The sequence below is a fragment of the Flavobacterium sp. NLM genome (assembly GCF_002210235.1).
Taxonomy (GTDB): Bacteria; Bacteroidota; Bacteroidia; order Flavobacteriales; family Flavobacteriaceae; genus Flavobacterium; species Flavobacterium panici.
Map to the genome: position 1 here is coordinate 141930 of NZ_LIAC01000007.1, position 20109 is coordinate 162038.

Annotated in this window: 13 protein-coding genes and 2 tRNA genes; 9 read left to right on the forward strand and 6 right to left on the reverse strand. The window is 34.6% G+C overall.

Going from position 1 to position 20109, the window contains the following annotated elements; translation table 11 throughout:
- The first annotated feature begins 10 nt into the window (after nt 1–10).
- The 4 genes from APR43_RS10300 (at nt 11) to APR43_RS24460 (ending at nt 8523) form a co-directional block, all read left to right on the forward strand.
- A complete protein-coding gene (locus APR43_RS10300) occupies nt 11–1120 on the forward strand; it encodes a SusE domain-containing protein (protein ID WP_053471575.1) in 1110 nt (369 codons plus the stop codon).
- Between the two features lie 88 nt (nt 1121–1208).
- Complete coding sequence (locus APR43_RS10305) at nt 1209–2594, forward strand: alpha-amylase family glycosyl hydrolase (protein WP_053471569.1); 1386 nt, start codon at nt 1209–1211, stop codon at nt 2592–2594.
- Nucleotides 2595–2644: 50 nt separating this feature from the next.
- Entirely contained in the window at nt 2645–4825 is a 2181-nt protein-coding gene (locus tag APR43_RS10310; protein ID WP_053471570.1) for a glycoside hydrolase family 97 protein, read from the forward strand.
- 326 nt (nt 4826–5151) lie between these two features.
- On the forward strand, nt 5152–8523 hold the full coding sequence (locus APR43_RS24460; RefSeq protein ID WP_082356409.1) for an Ig-like domain-containing protein: 3372 nt from the start codon (nt 5152–5154) through the stop codon (nt 8521–8523).
- A gap of 221 nt (nt 8524–8744) precedes the next feature.
- Here APR43_RS24460 and mfd read toward each other — a convergent pair whose 3' ends face one another.
- Together mfd and APR43_RS10325 are read right to left on the reverse strand one after the other, a co-directional pair.
- Nucleotides 8745–12110 carry a transcription-repair coupling factor gene (gene mfd, locus APR43_RS10320; protein ID WP_053472844.1) on the reverse strand — a complete coding sequence of 1122 codons (3366 nt, stop codon included), beginning with the start codon at nt 12108–12110 and terminating at the stop codon, nt 8745–8747.
- A complete protein-coding gene (locus APR43_RS10325) occupies nt 12103–12711 on the reverse strand; it encodes a hypothetical protein (protein WP_053472845.1) in 609 nt (202 codons plus the stop codon). The genes mfd and APR43_RS10325 overlap by 8 nt, the downstream gene beginning before the upstream one ends.
- 340 nt (nt 12712–13051) lie before the next feature.
- On the opposite strand from APR43_RS10325, the gene APR43_RS10330 reads away from it, so the two are divergent.
- Together APR43_RS10330 and APR43_RS10335 are read left to right on the forward strand one after the other, a co-directional pair.
- Nucleotides 13052–13990: an L-threonine 3-dehydrogenase gene (locus APR43_RS10330; RefSeq protein WP_053472846.1), complete on the forward strand. Its 939-nt coding sequence runs from the start codon at nt 13052–13054 to the stop codon at nt 13988–13990.
- 182 nt (nt 13991–14172) lie between these two features.
- Entirely contained in the window at nt 14173–15369 is a 1197-nt protein-coding gene (locus APR43_RS10335; protein ID WP_053472847.1) for a DUF418 domain-containing protein, read from the forward strand.
- A 73-nt stretch (nt 15370–15442) separates the two neighbouring features.
- On the opposite strand, the gene APR43_RS10340 is transcribed toward APR43_RS10335, so the two are convergent.
- Nucleotides 15443–15832, reverse strand: coding sequence for a helix-turn-helix domain-containing protein (locus APR43_RS10340; RefSeq protein ID WP_088636406.1), 390 nt, complete (start codon nt 15830–15832; stop codon nt 15443–15445).
- Nucleotides 15833–16118: 286 nt separating this feature from the next.
- On the opposite strand from APR43_RS10340, the gene APR43_RS10350 reads away from it, so the two are divergent.
- Nucleotides 16119–16790, forward strand: coding sequence for a hypothetical protein (locus APR43_RS10350; protein WP_053472883.1), 672 nt, complete (start codon nt 16119–16121; stop codon nt 16788–16790).
- A 728-nt stretch (nt 16791–17518) separates the two neighbouring features.
- Here APR43_RS10350 and APR43_RS10360 read toward each other — a convergent pair.
- The 3 genes from APR43_RS10360 to rseP form a co-directional block, all read right to left on the reverse strand.
- A tRNA-Asn gene (locus APR43_RS10360) sits at nt 17519–17592 on the reverse strand.
- 38 nt (nt 17593–17630) lie between these two features.
- Nucleotides 17631–17704, reverse strand: a tRNA-Asn gene (locus APR43_RS10365).
- Between the two features lie 86 nt (nt 17705–17790).
- Nucleotides 17791–19131 carry an RIP metalloprotease RseP gene (gene rseP / locus APR43_RS10370; protein ID WP_053472881.1) on the reverse strand — a complete coding sequence of 447 codons (1341 nt, stop codon included), beginning with the start codon at nt 19129–19131 and terminating at the stop codon, nt 17791–17793.
- A gap of 376 nt (nt 19132–19507) precedes the next feature.
- Here rseP and APR43_RS10375 point away from each other — a divergent pair, with 376 nt between their 5' ends.
- Nucleotides 19508–19792, forward strand: coding sequence for a hypothetical protein (locus APR43_RS10375; RefSeq protein ID WP_082356451.1), 285 nt, complete (start codon nt 19508–19510; stop codon nt 19790–19792).
- 65 nt (nt 19793–19857) lie between these two features.
- Nucleotides 19858–20073 carry a hypothetical protein gene (locus APR43_RS24615; RefSeq protein ID WP_053472879.1) on the forward strand — a complete coding sequence of 72 codons (216 nt, stop codon included), beginning with the start codon at nt 19858–19860 and terminating at the stop codon, nt 20071–20073.
- Nucleotides 20074–20109 lie beyond the last annotated feature (36 nt).

Genomic DNA, 20109 nt, shown 5'->3' on the forward strand with positions numbered 1-20109 from the left:
CAAAACTATCATGAAAAAATATATCAATAAATTATTCTTACTTGGAAGTTTGGTTTTTTTAGCCGCTTCCTGTGAAACTGAAGGAACAGTAACGACACTAAAATCAGTAAATTTTCCTTCTGGAATTGAGGTATCATCTAATACAATAGTACTTAAAGAAGAGACTTCAGACCAAGCAGCTTTACTGGTTTCCTATCCAAAAGTAACCTTCCCGATTGCGGCGCCTGTGAGCTATGCCATACAATTAGATTTGCCTACTGACATCAAAGGAAGCGAGGCATGGTCAAAAGCGAAACGAGTTGAAGCCGGAGAAGATGTTTTAAGCAAATCATTTACCGGATTAGAATTAAATAAAATCGCCTTAGACTTAGGATTAAAACCTGACGTACCGGGAGAATTAGTAATTCGTGTAGAAGCTTCAATGGATCATAGAACATATTCAAATCCTGTTACAATAACAGTAACACCATACTTGAAAACGGTTGTTTTTGGAGAAATCTATATGCCGGGAAGTTATCAGGGATGGGATGTAGGAACAGCAGCAGCATTAACCGAAATTCAATTAGGAGTTTATCAGGGTTACATGACTGTGGCAGAAGGCGCAGGTCCTGGATTTAAATTAAATAAAGGAAGAAACTGGGCGCAATTTTACGGTGCAGGAGCAACAAATAATGATTTGAAAAACATGAGCGATACTGATTTTGTACTTCCGGGTGCAGGTTCATATCAAATTAAAGTAAATACAAATACTTTAAAATGGTCTCAGACTCCGTATGCTTGGGGAATTGTTGGGCCGGCATCTGCAACAGCAGAACAAACGGCCGGTGATCCTAATTATGGATGGAATCATTCTGTACCAATGTCTTACGATCACGTAACAAAAACATGGAAAATAACGGCAAATTTACTGGCGGGTGCTTTAAAATTCAGATTGAATGATGCATGGACTGTGAATTACGGACCGGCAGATGCTTCAACAAACATCGTTAATCTTGATAATGGCGGCGCTTACACCATTGGCGAAGCAGGAACTTATGAAGTAACGTTTAAAATTGTTGAAACAGATCCTGCAAGTACAGGTTATCCGGCAACTGCAATAACTTCTATCGTTAAAAAATAACAAAAATTAAGTTTAGTTTGGTTTGAGTTTACCTGTCTTTTTACTTCGAAAGGCAGGTTACTTCTCAATCATTTAAAATATAAAAATTATGAAATTTAATATAAAATTTGTTTACGCATTACTGTTGGCGGTAGCATTTGTTTCGTGCAGTTCTTCTGACGATGATTCAGATAAAACTCCCGAATCTCCATATACACAATATGGCGCTCCATTTGAAAAAATGCCAAAAAAAGAAGATGCAATAATTTATCAGGTAAACATTCGTGCTTTTAGCCAGGCCGGAACACTAAAAGGAGTTCAGGACAGACTTTCTCAAATTCAGGAATTGGGAGCAAATGTTATTTATTTAATGCCTGTTTTCCCTGTTGGAAAAGAAAGAGCTTCTGGCGAATTAGGTTCTCCTTACGCTGTAAAAGACTATAAAGCCGTAAATCCGGATTTTGGAACTTTACAAGATCTTCAAACATTAGTTGAAGAAGCACACAAAAAAAACATGGCTGTTGTTTTAGACTGGGTTGCCAATCATACTGCTTGGGACAATGCATGGATTACACAGCATAAAAACTGGTACCAGCAAGATGCTGCCGGAAACATTATTATTCCGCCGGGAACAAATTATAATGATGTAGCGCAGTTAAATTTTGAAAATACCGAAATGAAAGACGCCATGATTGATGCTATGTCTTACTGGGTTTACAACGCAAACATAGACGGTTTTAGATGTGATTATGCTGATTTTGTACCGAATAATTTCTGGGCAGATGCCATTACAAAATTGAGAAAAATCAAAAAAAATCAATCTATTTTAATGCTTGCCGAAGGTTCAAAATATAACCACTTTGCTTCTGGTTTTGATTATACATTTGGATTTAATTTCTTCAGTACTTTAGAAAAACTTTTCAAAGAAAACAAACCAGCAACTACAATTCAGGATTCGAATGCAACAGAATATGCAAACAATTATAATCCAGAAAACAGAGTTGTTAGATACACAAGCAATCACGACGTTAACCTTACCGACGGAACTCCGTTGGAACTTTTTGGAGGTAAAAAAGGATCAATTGCTGCTTTTGTTGTCGCTGCTTATTTAAAATCTGTTCCAATGATTTATAACGGACAAGAAATTGGATACGCTCAAAGATTGAATTATTTCGCAAAAACGCCAATTGACTGGTCAACCGCAGATAATGAAATGCTTGCTGAATACAAAAAAATCATTGCCTTTAGAAATACAAGCAACGCCATTAAAACAGGAACTTTTACAGGATACAGCACCAATTCAGTAAGTGCATTTACAATGATAAAAGATTCGGAAAAAGTTTTTGTACTTTCTAATTTAACAGATGCAACAGTAAAACATCTTGTTCCGTCGACTTTAAAAGGAAACTGGAAAGATGCTTTTACCGGAGCAGCCGTTAGTGTTGGTGCAGAAATAACATTACAGCCTTTTCAATATATAGTATTGAAAAATTAATTCGAAAAAGCATCTTTAAATAAAATTAGATTTGCCAAAAACTAAATAATATGAATTTTCAATCCCAAAAATCATTGCTTCAAATTCGTTTGAGCAAAAAAACAGCGCTTTTATTTTTTGTATTCGTAAGCACAATCTGGCTTCAGGCACAAGAAATAACTTCGCCAGACAAAAATCTTTCTTTAAAATTTGAATTAAAAGAAGGCGGAATTCCGTCTTACCAATTATCATACAAACAAAAAGCAGTTATAAAACCAAGTTCTTTGGGTTTAGAACTTCAAAATATGCCTTCGTTTTTGGATGGTTTTACCATTACAAACACAGCACAATCTTCTGTTGATGAAAATTGGAATCCGGTTTTAGGCGAAGAAAAAACAATTCGTAATCATTACAACGAATTGGTTGTCACATTAGCTCAAGCAAAAAATAACAATAGATTTATTCGTATTCGTTTCCGTTTATTCAACGACGGATTGGGATTTAGATATGAATTTCCAAAACAAAATGATCTAAGCTATTTTGTAATAAAAGAAGAACGTTCACAGTTTAATTTGGCTGGAAATCATAAAATTTTCTGGATTCCGGGAGATTATGATACCAACGAATATGCGTATACAACATCAAAAATTTCAGAGATTCCTTCACTCATGAAAAAAGCTACTATCGAAATCAATTCGCAGTGGCCAATAAAAGAATTAGCAGTACAAACGCCGTCAATGATGAAATCAGATGATGGTTTATACATCAACATTCACGAAGCAGGATTAATCAATTATCCGGCAATGTATCTTGAAGTTGATGCCGTAAACAACAAAATGATTAGTCATTTGGCGCCAGATGCAGTTGATGCAAAAGGTTATATCCAGACCGATGCACAATCGCCTTGGAGAACCATTGTCGTAAGTGATAAAGCAACAGATATTTTAGCTTCAAAATTAATTCTGAATCTTAACGAACCAACAAGTTATAAAGATGTATCGTGGATTAAACCAGTAAAATTCATCGGAATTTGGTGGGAATATTTTGTAGCAGGAAGAAGTACCTGGGCTTTTGGAAAAGAAAACAATGTGAAATTAACAGATGATTTTACAAAACTTACTCCAAACGGAAAACACGGAGCCACAACAGAACGCGCAAAAGAATATATTGATTTTGCATCTAAAAATGGTTTTGATGCGATTCTTATCGAAGGCTGGAACATTGGCTGGGAAGACTGGATCAACAACTGGAAAGAAGAAGTTTTTGATTATGTAACAGCATATCCGGATTTTGATGTAAAAGCGGTTCATGAATATGCGGCTTCAAAAGGGGTAAAAATTATCATGCACCACGAAACATCAGGATCTGCAACCAATTACGAACGTCGTTTAGATCGTGCTTTTCAATTTATGAACGACAATGGTTATGACGCTGTAAAAACAGGTTATGTAGGGAAAATTATTCCGCGTGGCGAACATCATGACGGACAATGGATGGTGAATCATTACATTAACGTTGCAAAACGTGCCGCCGATTATAAAATTATGATTGACAGTCACGAAGCCGTTCGTCCAACTGGTTTAAACAGAACTTTTCCTAACTGGATCGCTCAGGAGTCAGCGCGCGGCACCGAGTTTGAATCTATGGGAGGATTAGCTCCAGATCACACTACAATTTTACCTTTTACACGTTTAATGGGCGGTCCAATGGATTATACTCCGGGAATTTTCCAAACTGATCTTTCGTATTACGGAACAGGAAGTTCACAACGAGTAAATACTACTTTGGTAAAACAATTAGCTTATTATGTAACGATGTATAGTCCATTGCAAATGGCTGCTGATATTCCGGGGAATTATGAGCGTTTTCCAGACGCATTTCAGTTCATTAAAGATGTTGCTGTAGATTGGGATAACAGTTACATTTTGGAAGCTGAGCCTGGAGATTATATTACAATTGCACGTAAAGCAAAAAGCAAAAACGAGTGGTTTATAGGCGGAATTACCGATGAAAATGCAAGAACAGCAAACATTTCATTTGATTATTTACCTGCCGGAAAAAATTTCATCGCCACTATTTATGCTGATGCCAAAGAAGCTAATTGGAATCAAAATCCGCAGAAATATACCGTTACCAAAGTTGTTGTAAACTCAAAAAGCAAATTGAAGCAGTATTTAGCTCCGGGCGGAGGTACTGCAATCAGCATCAAAGAAGCAAATGCTGAAGAATTAAAGGGATTGAAAAAGTTATAATTCTTCGTTGAGCATAATTATTTTAACACATAGAAACATAGATTTTGTAAACTCCAAAAAAAGGCATTTCATTTATTTAAAACACACATAGCTATCTATGTGTGAAGAAATTTGTTTCTTTTTTGAACTCTTTTTACGCCATAATATCTATGTTTCTATGTGTTAGATAAAATCGTTATGCAGTATAATCAACGATTATAATTAGATTAAAAATTTTACTACTTGAAAACTATTAACCACAAAATGTTTGTCAAATTTAAAAACAATGCGAGTGAGAATGAATTTTAGTTAAGAAATGCTGACAAGCATGCAAAAAAACTACTACTATGAAAATCAAAATTACCACTAGATTATTTCATATTACGAAAATACTAGTCTGTTTTCTATTATTATTTGCAAGTTCAGTTTATGCACAAGATCCGCCTCAGTACGGAACGCCATTTACAGGCGTACCCGATACACGAGATGTAAACATGTATCAGGTTCATATACGTCCGTTTAGTGCCAACGGAAATTTAGCCGGAGTAACCGCCCGATTAGATAATATAAAAGCACTCGGTACCAATGTTATTTATTTAATGCCAATTTATCCGCACGGTACAGATTCCCGAAGTTCGGCTTCGCCTTATTGTATTAAAGATTTTAAAGCCGTAGGATCAGAATATGGTTCACTTGCTGATTTAAGAACTTTAGTTGATGGAGCTCACAGCCGCGGAATGGCCGTTATCTTGGATATTGCCATCAACGGAACTTCATGGGACAATGTTTGGACAGTTTCACATCCGGAATATTATAAACGAACCGGAACAACGATTCAGCAATTAGGAAACTTCTCTGATATTGCTGCACTTGATCTTAATAATTCAGCTACACGAGCAGCTATCAAAGATGCAATGCGCTATTGGATTTTCGCTGCCAACATTGATGGATACCGCTGCGATTATGCTAATAATCCTCCTTTAGATTTTTGGTCTGAAGTGAATTCAAATCTTAGAGGAATTTCTTCTCATAATTTATTAATGTTAGCCGAAGGAGACAGACAAGAGAACTTTCAGGTTGGTTTCGACATGAATTATGGTGACAGATGGTTTCACAGCGGTTTATATGATATCGCTAATGGAGGGCCTGTTTCTCAAAGGCTTCAGGACCAGTCTACGTATGAGTATGCTAAAGCAACTGGAAATCAGCAAATAGTTAGATACACTGGTAACCATGATACTTATACCAATGATGATGGCGTAAGAAGACCAATTATTCCATTCAAAAGTCACAACGGAATTGTTGCTAACTTCTTAGTTTCAGCTTATATGAAAGGGGTTCCTTTTTTAATGAGCGGACAGGAAATCGACTACGAACCAAAAACAGATTGGCCTTGGACGAATTTTAAATTCAACTGGTCTCAAAATCCAACTGCCGCTGCAGATTTCGCCAAAATCTTAAATTTCAGAACGACAAGCGCAGCCATCAGACGTGGAGATTTAACCACGTATGCAAATGATGATATTAGTATTTTCACTAAAACATTAGGTTCGGAAAAAGTTATTGTAATGTCGAATTTGAGAAATGCTTCAAAATCGTATGTAATTCCGGCAGCTTTAGCAGGAACTTACGTAAATCCATACAACAACAATGCTTCAGTAACTTTAACAACAGGCGCAACAAGAACATTTGCTGCTTACGAATATTTGGTTTTAACGAATACAAATGCGCCGGTTGTAGCCGTTACAGGAGTTTCTGTGAGTCCAACAACAGTAACTGTTGGTTTAGGATCTACACAACAATTGAATGCTACAATTGCTCCGGCAAATGCAACAAACCAAAACTTAACATGGACATCAAGCAATACGGCTGTTGCAACTGTAAATGCGTCAGGTTTAGTTACAGCTGTTGCAGCAGGAACAACAACAATTACTGTAAAAACGGTTGATGGAAACAAAACAGCAACTTCCGCAGTAACTGTCGCTGCGATTCCTGTTTCTTCTGTGGCGGTTTCACCAACTACAGCGAGTTTGTATGCAGGAAATACACAGCAGCTTTCAGCGACAATTTCGCCTGCAAATGCAACTAATAAAACAGTTACCTGGTCATCAAGTAATACTGCAATTGCAACCGTAAATTCAAGCGGACTTGTAACAGCAGTTTCTGCAGGAACAGCAACAATTACAGCCACTACCCAAGACGGAAATAAAACAGCTTCAGCCACAATTACCGTAAATCCAAATACTAATTTTACGGTGTATTTCTATAAACCATCAAACTGGGGAACAGGAATTAAAATTTATTACTGGAATGCTCTTCCAACAGGAGTTTTAGCAGCTGTAAACTGGCCGGGCGTAAACATGACCGATGCAGGAAATGGATGGTACAGCTACACATTTACCAATGTAACGTCAACTAATTTAATTTTTAACGACGGAACAAATCAAACTGCTGATTTAAGCCGAAACAAAACAGGCTGGTACATGAATACGACTTGGTACGATTCAAATCCGGGAACTGTTGTTGCGGTTACAAGCGTAACTTTATCACCAACAACTTCAACATTATTGGTTGGTGCAACACAGCAATTAACTCCAACTGTTAATCCTTCAAATGCAACGAATAAAGCAGTAACTTATAGTTCAAGTAATACAGCCGTTGCGACAGTAAACAGTTCAGGTTTGGTAACTGCTGTTGCTGCAGGTTCTGCAACAATTACGGTTACAACTCAGGATGGAGCAAAAACTGCGACTTGTGCAGTTACGGTAAATGCATCAAATATTGCGGTTACGAGTGTAAGTTTAAGTCCAAATTCAGCATCATTATCAGTTGGGGGAACACAGCAATTAACACCTACAATTCTTCCCGCAAATGCAACAAATAAATCTGTAAATTATAGTTCAAGTAATACTGCTGTGGCAACTGTAAATAGTTCAGGTTTGATTACGGCTGTTGCAAACGGAACAGCAACTATTACGGTTACAACTGTTGACGCAAACAAAACAAGTACATGCACAGTAACCGTTTCAACTTCAACAGGAGGAAATTATTACACTATTAAAAACAGATGGACAGGCGCCTATTTATCTGATGCCGGAGCAAATGTTGGTTATGGAACTACAGTTTCTGGTAACAGCTACAAATGGCAGAAAATAGCGATTGACGCTACTTATTTCGTTCTTAAAAATGTGGCAACTGGTGAATTAATGAATATTGAAAGCCAAACCGGAACAGTTCAATCTAATATAACAGATACTACTTTCTGGAGCGCGCAATGGTCTAGCGATTATATCGACGGAACTTGGGTTCGCTTAAGAAACAGATGGCAGACTGGAAATATTATTCATGTTGAAAACCAAACAGGTTCTGCACAATACGGAAATTCGCAAGACGGCTGGTATAGCGCACAATGGCAATTGGAACCTACAACTGTTGGAACAGGAAAATCTGCAATAACCATTAATGAAGTTTCAGAAACAGAAAAAGTAATTGGTATTTATCCAAATCCGGCAACGAATAATGAATTTCATGTTTTATTGCCAGAATTAGAAAACGGAGATTCTGCTGCGATTTCAGTTTCAGACATGAACGGAAGGACGGTTTTATCTGAAAGACTTTCAACTTCAGGAAAAATCGATCATCGTTTAGCTTCAGGAATTTATATTGTAAATATTGTTTCTAAAGATTTCAAAGTAACTAAAAAACTGATCGTTAAATAATTCTGTTTTTAGATTAAAACCAAATGGCGTATGAAAATTTCATACGCCATTTTTATTTTATTTTGCCACGAATTTCACGAATTAGCACGAATTTATTTTAAAAATTATTGCCACAGATTAAAAGGATTATGAAGATTAAAAAATCATTTAAATCCTTTTAATCTGTGGCAAAAAAAATTCGTGCTAATTCGTGAAATTCGTGAAATTCGTGGCAAACAACTTTACTCTCCCAACAATTCCATCAATTCCAAAGCTCTTTTCGTAGATTTTACATTTTCAAAAGTCAATAAAAGACGTAAACCGTTTGGAGTTTGTTTTTCCTTCATTGTACAAAGATTACTGTGAGTCTGCACAAACTTTATCATTTTGTGAAAACGCTTGGATTGGTAATAATCAGATTGCTGATCCGAAACGAAATAACCAATCATTTTACCTTTTTTCATCACCAGTTTTTCAATACCAACGGCTGTTGCAATCCATTTGATGCGAATACTATTCATCAACGCATTGGCACGTGGTGGCATTGGGCCAAAACGGTCAATTAATTTATTTTGGAAAATTACTAATTCGGCTTCATTTTTCACAGAACCCAATTCGTTATATAAACTCAAACGTTCTGTTACATTATTGATATATTCATCAGAAAATAACAATTCAAAATCGGTGTCGATTTGTAAATCTTTTACGTATTCTTTTGTTTCAATATCGTTCTCTTCCGGATATAGATCTTTGAATTCATTTTCCTTCAATTCTTCAATCGCTTCGTTCATGATTTTTTGGTACGTATCAAAACCAATTTCGTTGATGAAACCGCTTTGTTCTCCTCCTAATAAATCTCCTGCACCACGAATTTCAAGATCTTTCATGGCGATATTAAAACCGCTTCCCAATTCGCTGAATTGTTCCAAAGCCTGAATACGTTTTCTCGCATCTTCAGTCATTGATGAATATGGCGGACAAATGAAATAACAGAATGCTTTTTTATTGCTTCGTCCCACACGTCCACGCATTTGATGCAAATCAGACAATCCGAAATTGTTGGCATTATTGATGAAAATCGTATTGGCATTTGGCACATCAAGACCACTTTCAATAATCGTTGTAGCAACCAAAACGTCAAAATCTCCGTTCATGAAACCTAACATCAAATCTTCGAGTTTTGCACCGTCCATTTGTCCGTGACCAATTCCGACTCTTGCATTTGGAACCAAACGCTGAATCATTCCGGCCACTTCTTTTATATTTTCGATTCTATTATTGATGAAGAAAACCTGTCCGTTTCGTTGAATTTCATATGAAATCGCATCACGAATAATTTCTTCATTAAAACCAACAACATTTGTTTCAATAGGATAACGGTTTGGCGGAGGCGTTGTAATTACCGATAAATCGCGCGCCGCCATCAAAGAAAATTGTAAAGTTCTCGGAATTGGTGTTGCCGTTAAGGTCAACGTATCAACATTGGCAGCAATGGTTTTTAATTTATCTTTTACGTTAACTCCAAACTTTTGTTCCTCATCAACAATCAATAAACCTAAGTCTTTAAAAACTACATTTTTGTTTACCAATTGATGTGTTCCAATTACGATATCGAGTTTACCTTCGGCTAAATCTTTTAAAGTCTGCGTTTTTTGTTTTGCCGTTCTAAATCGGTTTAAGTAACCAATTGTAACTGGCATATCTTTCAAACGTTCAGAGAAAGTTCTATAATGCTGATACGCTAAAATCGTAGTCGGAACCAAAACCGCCACTTGTTTGCTATTGTCAACCGCCTTAAAAGCAGCACGAATTGCAACCTCCGTTTTTCCGAAACCAACGTCACCGCAAACCAAACGATCCATTGGGCGATCGCTTTCCATATCGGCTTTTACTTCTGCTGTAGATTTAGTTTGATCTGGTGTATCTTCATAAATAAATGAACTTTCTAATTCGTTTTGAAGGTAACTATCAGGCGCAAATTGGAAACCTTTTTCTAAACGACGTTTTGCATACAACTGAATCAAGTTGAATGCAATATGTTTGACACGTGCTTTAGTTTTTTGTTTTAAAACTTTCCAGGCGTTCGATCCTAACTTATAGATTTTTGGAGGCGTTCCGTCTTTTCCGTTGTATTTGGAAATTTTATGAAGCGAGTGAATGCTCACATAAACAATATCATTATCGGCATAAACCAGTTTTATAGCTTCCTGCGTTTTGCCTTCTACCTGAATTTTCTGTAATCCTCCAAACTTTCCAATTCCGTGATCGATATGCGTTACATAATCGCCAACAGAAAGTGCCGTTAATTCTTTAAGCGTAATATTCTGCTTTTTAGAATATCCGTTTTTGATGTTGAATTTATGATAACGTTCAAAAATCTGATGATCAGTATAAGCTGTTATTTGATTTTCTTCGTCAATAAAACCTTGGTACAAAGGCAATACAATGGTATTATACTGCTTTCTGATATTCTCTGAATTAGCTTCATCTAAAGATTCAAAAATATCATGAAAACGTTTTGCCTGCGTTTCATTCGAACAGAACAAATAATTCTTGTATCCATTAAAATGATTATCGCTAAGATTATTCAGCAATAAATCAAATTGTTTGTTGAAAGAGGGTTGAGGCTGAATATGAAATTCGAATTTTTTAGTGGTTTTAAAAATTGGTTTTGAAGCCAATTCGACAATCGAAAAATCTAAAGCACGTTTTATAAACGAACTTTGATTTAAAAATAATTGCTCTGGTTCGGCATGTTTTATTTCTTTCGAAAGTTTACCAAAAGCTTCTTCTGCCCTTGCAAATTGTTTGTCTAACTGACTAAAAAGTCCGTCAGTATTTTGAATAAACAATACCGTTTTCTCAGCAATATAATCTAAGAAACTCTCACGGTTTTCCTGAAATATCTTGTTTTCAACATTCGGGATAATCGTGATTTTTTTATGCGTTTCGACAGATAACTGCGTTTCTACATCAAAACTTCTGATGCTGTCAACTTCATTTCCAAAAAATTCTATTCGATACGGATGATCGTTTGAAAAAGAAAAAACATCGACGATTCCTCCACGAACCGAAAATTCGCCGGGTTCTGTAATAAAATCAACTCTTTTAAATTCGTATTCGAACAAAACTTCGTTGATAAAATCAATCGAAATTTTATCGTTTAAAGCTACTTTTAAAGTGTTTTTGTCTAATTGTTGGCGTGTCACAACTTTCTCAAAAAGAGCTTCCGGATATGTAACAATTATGGCTGGTTTTTTTCGGGAATTAATTCTGTTTAAAACCTCAGCGCGAAGCAAAACATTGGCATTATCTGTTTCATCAACTTGATACGGACGACGAAATGAAGCGGGATAAAACAAAACATCCTGTTCGCCAATCATCTGTTCCAGGTCGTTTAGGTAATATGCGGCTTCTTCTTTGTTGTCTAAAACAATCAAAAAAGGCAGTTCTGTTTTCTTAAAAACTGAGCGTATTACAAAAGAAACTGCAGATCCAAGCAAACCCTGAAGGTGCATTTTTATCTGATTTCCTTCCAGTAAACTGGCTGCAATTTGCTGCGCTTTTGGCAAATTGTCGTATATCGTATATAAGGCGTTTTTACTCAACTCTTGGTAAATTTTGATCTATTGGAGGCGCAGAATTCGGGATTGCGCGGGTTGTGTCTAACATTTTAAGGAAATCAGCTTCTCCTTCTTCTTTTGGAATTTTTGCTTTCTCGACAATTTTATCCATTTGTCTTTCTAACGAAACTAATTCCTTGTTTATTTCACCAATTAAAAAAGCAACTTTATCATCTGGAATTTGATTTAAATGAATAAATAAATCCATCATTTTGACTTTGGTAATCAAAATAGCGATCCTTGCTTTTATTTGCGGCTGATTAAATGGTGACGGAATATTATTGTTTAAAGCTATCGCCTTTTTAGAAATCGCTGTTGATTTTTTTTGAAAAGCGCCTATAGTTTTTCTCGGCTTGTCTCCTATTTCTTTTAGGAAATCACGCCACTCTGTCCAGCCTTTTACATTTTGTTCTGAAACATCATTTATTGGTTCGTCTATAAAAATCCAGGCTTTATTGATATTGTTAAAGATTTTTTCATTCTTTTTAGCTTCTTTCGCATTTTCGGCAAGACGCTTTTCATTCTCATTTTGACATGATTGAAGTACAAAAATCAAGAGTAAAAACAGCGCTATTTTATATTTCATTTGATAAAATGTTAGGGTGCAAAGTTACGAAGTAAATTTACAATTACGAATTGTGTTTTTTACTAAAGATTCTATAAATCAAGGTTATTTTTTTGCCACAGATTTGCTTCGCCAGTTCGCTATCGCTCGTGTCACAGATTAAAAGGATTATTTGTCTTCAAATTAATTAAAAAAATCATTTTAATCTGTGTAATCTGTGGCTAAACCTCATCTCGTTTAACGTTTTGAATAGTGAATAATCTAAAAAACAATCTTTATCATTGTTAATTTTATAATTTAATGTTTGAAAAAACGTTGATATTTGCGAAAACGTTATATTTGCAACACTAAATCTAAACAAATGAATCCAAAAATATTAATCATTGGCGCCTGCGGTCAGATTGGAACTGAACTGACGCAAAAACTGCGTAAATTATACGGAACCGAAAATGTGATCGCTTCTGATATTCGAAAATTAAATACTGATGTTGTTAATTCAGGACCTTTTGAAGTGGTTAATGCTTTAGATTTTAATCAAATAGAACATTTGGTAGAAGTTCATAAAATTACTGATGTTTATTTGATGGCTGCGCTTTTATCTGCAACGGCAGAAAAAAATCCGGCTTTTGCATGGGATTTGAATATGAATTCACTTTTTCATGTTTTGAATTTGGCGAAAGCTAAAAAAATCCAAAAGATTTTCTGGCCTTCAAGTATTGCTGTTTTTGGACCGACAACTCCAAAAGAAAATACACCGCAATATACGATTATGGAACCTTCAACGGTTTACGGAATTAGCAAACAAGCGGGTGAAAGATGGTGCGAATATTATCATAATATTTATGGTGTTGATGTTCGCAGTATTCGTTATCCGGGTTTAATAAGCTGGTCTACTCCACCGGGCGGCGGAACTACAGATTATGCGGTTGACATTTTTTATAAGGCTATTGCCGATAAAAAATACGAGTGCTTTTTATCATCTGAAACAAAAATGCCGATGATGTATATGGATGATGCGATTGAAGCAACCATCAATATCATGAAAGCTCCGGCAGAAGAAATTAAAATCCATTCTTCATACAATTTAGCAGCTATGAGTTTTACCCCAACAGAAATTGCTGCCGAAATCAAAAAACATATTCCTGAATTTGAAATTACTTATAATCCGGATTTCCGTCAGAAAATTGCGGACAGCTGGCCGGCAAGTATTGATGATTCTTCTGCAAGAGAAGACTGGAAATGGAATCATAAATTTGATTTAGAATCAATGACTAAAGATATGATTGAACATTTGAGTTAAATCGAAAAATAAAAATAAAATAAGTCTCGTTTAATTTTCAGAAATGAATTTTAAACGAGATTTTTTTTATGTCTTATTTTGATTTCACATAATGTTATAAAAATTGATTTTCTGATTATTTTCTTACATTTGAAATACATTAAACAAAAAACATTTACACCCCAAAAAAACCATTTTAATTTATGACAAATTCATTTCAGCCCATTCAGGAAGATAAAAGAACCGCTATTGTAGATATTTTACGGGGCTGGGCTTTATTAGGAGTTGCAATAGGAAATTATGTTGATTTCCGCTACATCGGATTAGAGCGTTTTATCATGAAAAAAGGGATTTTTTCTGAGATTATCAGCTATTTCAATCTCTACTTTTTTTCTGCTAAATCCTGGACTTTGTTAAGCATTTTATTTGGTTACGGATTTGCCGTTCTTATTAATAATGTTGCCGAAAAAGGTAAAAATCCTGTTTCGTTTTTTTGCTGGAGAATGTTTATTCTGTTTGTTTTTGCTTTTATAAATTCTGCTTTTTGGCTTGGTGATATCTTAAAAGATTATGCTTTTTTAGGGTTGCTGCTTTTGTTCTTTTACAGAAGCTCTCCCAAAACAATTTTAATAACATCTGGAATTCTTCTTTTATCTGTTCCGTTTCTTACTGCTTATATTAATTCGGTAAAACAAATATTGCCAGATGTACAATCTACTGCTAAATATTTAAAATTATTTTATTCTGATAATTGGCTTGATGTATTCCAATTTAATTTACTGGGAACTTATTATCAGGAAATGATTAATCTCGTTTATGCCGTTACGGTTCATGTTGTAATGTTTGCGCTTATGCTTTTGGGTTTTTATGCTCAAAAAATTAACTTTTTTAATCGTTTGCCTGAATTTAAAAAACTATTAAAAAAGACTTTTTTCATTACATTGATTGTAGCTATAATTGCAGGTGTTCTTTTTCAAATTGCAATTCACCAGAAAATAATTTTCACGGTTTTTCATCCTGTTTTTTGGATCATAATAAATACAATGATATGTATCGCGTCTGGAATTTGTTTATTGTATACCAGCGGAAAACTGAAAACAATTTTTAGTTATTTTAAAGTGAGCGGTAAAATGACACTGACCAATTATATGATGCAAAATATTATTGCGTGTTTTCTTTTCTCCGGAATTGGTTTCAAAATTTATAATACGCTGCCGTATTGGTTCTACTTTTTCTTAGCCATTTTTGTATTTACAATTCAGTTGTTCATAAGCAAATGGTGGCTTTCAAAATTCAATTATGGCCCGGTTGAGTGGCTGTGGAGAGTTTTAAGTTACAGAAAGATGTTTCCGTTTAAGAAAAAGCAATCTGATATTATTTCGGAAGTAAAAACAGTATGAATTTGAAAAAAAAAGCGGATATGCAAAAACATATCCTCTTCTGATTTTAATTTTGTGAATTATTTGTCCCGAATTATTTTCCCTTCAATAATTTCTCTAAATATTCAACTTTTTCTTTTTCAGCAATAACTAAACGTTCGTAAAGTTCGACCACTTTATCAAGAGGATTAAAATTGCAGTGATATGCATTTCCATTAATAACACTTCCGTCATTTAATGTATTTCCAATAATATTTAAAACCGCTTCTTCAGAGAAATTTTTAATTCCTTCAACAGTTACGCCTAATATTTCGGCAATTGCCTGAAGTTTTTCATCATCAATTGTTTCGCTGTTTTCAATAATCGAAATAGCTTGTTGATTTGTGCCCAAAGCTTGTGCCAAAGCTTCCTGCTTCATATCGCGAAGTTCACGAATACGGCTTATTTTTCGCCCTATATGATTTGGTTTTGTTAGTGTGCTCATAATTCAAAGATATTTAAAATTCCTGAAAAAAGTATTGGTGCTGTAAAATACAAGTTGTTTTTGTGTGATACAATTTGCTTCGATTTCGGGAGAAAACAAAAATACAATTTTTCGCACAACGAATAATTAAAAACTAAAATTATAAAAGCAATCAGCGTTGGGCAAAAAGCAAAACGCACACTTAATCGTTTTTATAAGCACTTCACGGTCAAAGTAATGTGTAAACGTCACAAAATCAGTAGCTTTATATAGTGTTTTACGGAGTATCAACTTTAATTTATTACTTATGAAAACATATTTACTACATTTTGCGGCTCTTGCCAGTTTGTTTTCAATAAGTGGTTTTGCTCAGCAAACCAATTATATGGTAGCAAATGCAGATTCTCGAAGAGCGCCTTTTAAATTTGACAGCAAACCAACAGATGATCGTGTTATAGAATCGTATTTGGTTGTAGAAGTAATCAATATGCCTTTCGGAAAAAGAACGACTAAATACGAAGTTTCAAAACTGGATATGGTGTATACAAATGATCTCGGTCCAAATAATACCAGAACGGTAACTCCAATCTATAAAAAACCAAAAGTAAGAACAGCAAGCACAATTTTACCGTCAAAATCAATGGCCGATGCAACAACTGAATCCATTAAACCGGTCGAAGTTGAGGTTACTGCTCCGGCTTATAGTGAGAAGTTTGTAAAAATAGATATTCTCGACACCTACGCCAATGTTTTGGATAAAGGGTACGAATCTATAGACATGCTTAAAAAAGTCGCTGACAAGTTCTATTTTGAAAGTAATTTTGAAGATGCCGTTAAATATTACACTGAGTTATTTACGCTCGATGCAAATTTAGACACCATTTATTATTTTAGATACGCGCAATGTTTAAAAGCTACAAATGAAAAAGAAAAAGGCGAAGAAATGATGAAATTGTTTGAAAGTAAGAATTTAAATTGATAGCAACGAAGTAATAAAACTCAGTTTTGTCATTTCGACGGAGGAGAAATCTCCGCGAGAAGCTCCATACAGTATGTCGCCAATCTTTGCAGAGTTACTTGCGGAGATTTCTCCTCCGTCGAAATGACAAACTTTTAGTAGAAATTGTTTGAGAGCAAAAACCTCAATCATAAAATAGGCAAGGAATAAACCATAAAGAACTTAATAAGTTTTATAAACATAGCCCACGATTTCAACCGCGGAAATGCAATTTTTGGGTAATACATTTTTTATAATTTGTATCGCGTTTCCCGTGGTTGAAACCACGGGCTATGTTTGAAATATGATTGAATTGAGAGGGAAATGATGAAATTGTTTCAGGGTAAAAATTTTAATATAATGAAACTTAAAAATAAGCAAGAAGTTAAATCAATAAAGGTTTGTACAATATAGTAAACATAGCCTGCGGTTTCAACCGTAGGAACGCAATGTTTGGCAATGTATTTATTGTGATCTGTATAACGTTTCCCGTGGTTGAAACCACGTGCTATATTTGAAATTCGATTGAATGTAGGCTCAGTTTTGTCATTTCGACTGAAAGGAGAAATCGCACTAGTAATTCGACATGCAAAATCGCCAATCTTTGTAGAGCTTCGAGTGCGATTTCTCCTTTCAGTCGAAATGACAAACTTTGAGTAGAAAAAGCTTATAAACAAAAAAAGACGATCATTTGATCGTCTTTTTTTAAGCTCCCCCTCTTGGGCTCGAACCAAGGACCCTCTGATTAACAGTCAGATGCTCTAACCAACTGAGCTAAGGAGGAATCACCTTAAAGGTAAATATGTTTGCTAAAAAAAGTTGCTCCCCCTCTTGGGCTCGAACCAAGGACCCTCTGATTAACAGTCAGATGCTCTAACCAACTGAGCTAAGGAGGAAGTTGTTGCTCTTTTTAGCGAGTGCAAATATAATTGAATTTTTAGTTTCTCAAAAATATTTTAACTCTTTTTCTCAAAATATTTTTTTACTTGATAATTGCCTTATAAATGTCGTTTCCGTTTGCGAACAAAAGCAGTGCTATAAGTAGTACAAAGCCAACCATTTGGGCGTTTTCAAGGAATTTATCGCTCGGTTTTTTACCGCTGATAATTTCATATAATAAAAACATCACATGTCCGCCATCAAGTGCCGGAATTGGCAATAAATTCATAACTCCAAGCATAATTGACAATAAAGCCGTGATTGACCAGAACGTTTCCCAGCTCCAAAAACTCGGAAAAATGTTGTAAATCGCTGCAAAACCACCCACTTGTTTGTAAGCTTTTGTTTCAGGATTAAAGATCATTTTCAATTGTTTTCCGTAACCTACTAACTGATCTTTTCCTTTTTGAATTCCAACCGGAATAGATTCAAAGAAACTATATTCTCTCGTGCTTACTTTATAATAACCTAATTTTTCTAAAGATTTAATGTCTAGACCACCTCTATAAACCCCCAATGTTCCATTTGGAGAAACCTTTAGATTTAAAGTAGTTTCTTTTAAGTCACGTAAAACAACAGCAGGAATTGTTTTTCCTTTGTTAGCTTCTAAAACAGCTTTTGCTTCATCAAAATATTTGATTTTTTTTCCGTTAAGAGAAAGAATCAAATCTTTTTGTTTTAAGTTTTGATTAGGAGAATTTTCATCAACTTTTCCAATTGCAAAAGGAGTACGGATATTTATAAGTAATCCTTTTTCATATTTAGATAGCTGGTCAACAAAATCAGTTGGCATTTTAACTGTAAGCTGCTGCCCATTTCTTTCGATCAAAACTTGTTTTGCCATAATGACATTTATGTTCATGTCGCTGTCAAAATTTTCTACTTTTTTTCCATCAATCGAAATGATTTTATCTCCTGTTTTAAATCCTGCTTTTATCATAACTGGATTGTCAATTGCAACTCCATCTTTTAAATCAGCATTTGCAATATATGTATCGCCATAAGCGAAAGCCATTCCTATATATATAATAAACGCCAGGATAAAGTTTACCGTAACACCGCCAAGCATAATAATTAAACGCTGCCAAGCCGGTTTAGAACGAAATTCCCACGGCTGCGGCGGAAGCGCCATTTGCTCCTTGTCCATACTCTCGTCGATCATTCCGGAGATTTTTACATAACCTCCCAGCGGTAACCATCCAATTCCGTATTCTGTTTCGCCAATTTTCTTTTTTAACAGCGAATATTTAACATCAAAAAATAAGTAAAATTTTTCAACTCTCGTTTTAAACAATTTGGCAGGAATAAAGTGCCCTAATTCGTGAAGAATAATAAGTAAAGATAAACTCAATAGAAATTGAGAGAGTTTGATAACTATATCCATTTTGTATTTTTAGTTCGTATTTAACGCACAAAAGTAGCGTTTCTATTTTAATTTGAAAGCGCAATATAATACATAAGGTTTTAAATGTTTGTTAATTAATGCCCTTACTTTTAAATTAAGCAAAACTTATCTTATGTCTGTATAATATTAGTAACTCATTCGTGAGGAATGTTACAAATACCCTATTTTAATATTTTAAAAACTTTTAGGAGCAATGCCTTAGAAGCTTCCGTTTTAATTTCATCATTATTGAAAAAGAACTCAATTCATGAAAAGTTAACATAACCTGTTGAAGATTCTTAAAGTAATAAATGATTTATTAATTTTTATACTGTAAACTATGTTTTTTATTAAGCAAATCGAAAGAATTAAAAGGATGCATAAATTAATTATTGCTGAAAAAACAGGTACTCCAAGTGTTTTTGCAAAAAAGCTAAGTTTGAGCAGAAGCCAGCTTTATAATGAATTGGATATAATTAAAGAATTAGACGCTCCATTAAAATATTGTAAAAAGAGAGAAAGCTATTATTATGAAACCTCTTTTGAATTGATAGTAAACTTTTCGCTAAAAACTATAAAAGATGATGAATCAAAAGAAATTTTTGGAGGTTCAAACTTCCGTCCAATTTTATTAGACGGAACTCTGATAAGTTTGCTATAACGAAAACGTTCTCGAGAAAATGATTTTGTTGAATTTATTTAATTAACCATTTAAAATTTAAAATTATGAATTTAGAAAATTTGAATTTAGTAGAATTGAATGCTCAGGAAATAAAAGAAGTGCATGGTGGAGAACTTTTAACATTTATTGGTCTTGGAATAATAATAATAGGAGTTGGTTTAATTTCTAACAACAATAGTAAAAAAGTTAATGGTCCAGGTGGCGATGGTGGTACAGGTTATTATAGAGAAGATTTATTTTCAGGTGGATCTATGTTTTAATAAAATTTAATTAAAGAGTCTTGATTATTAAATCAA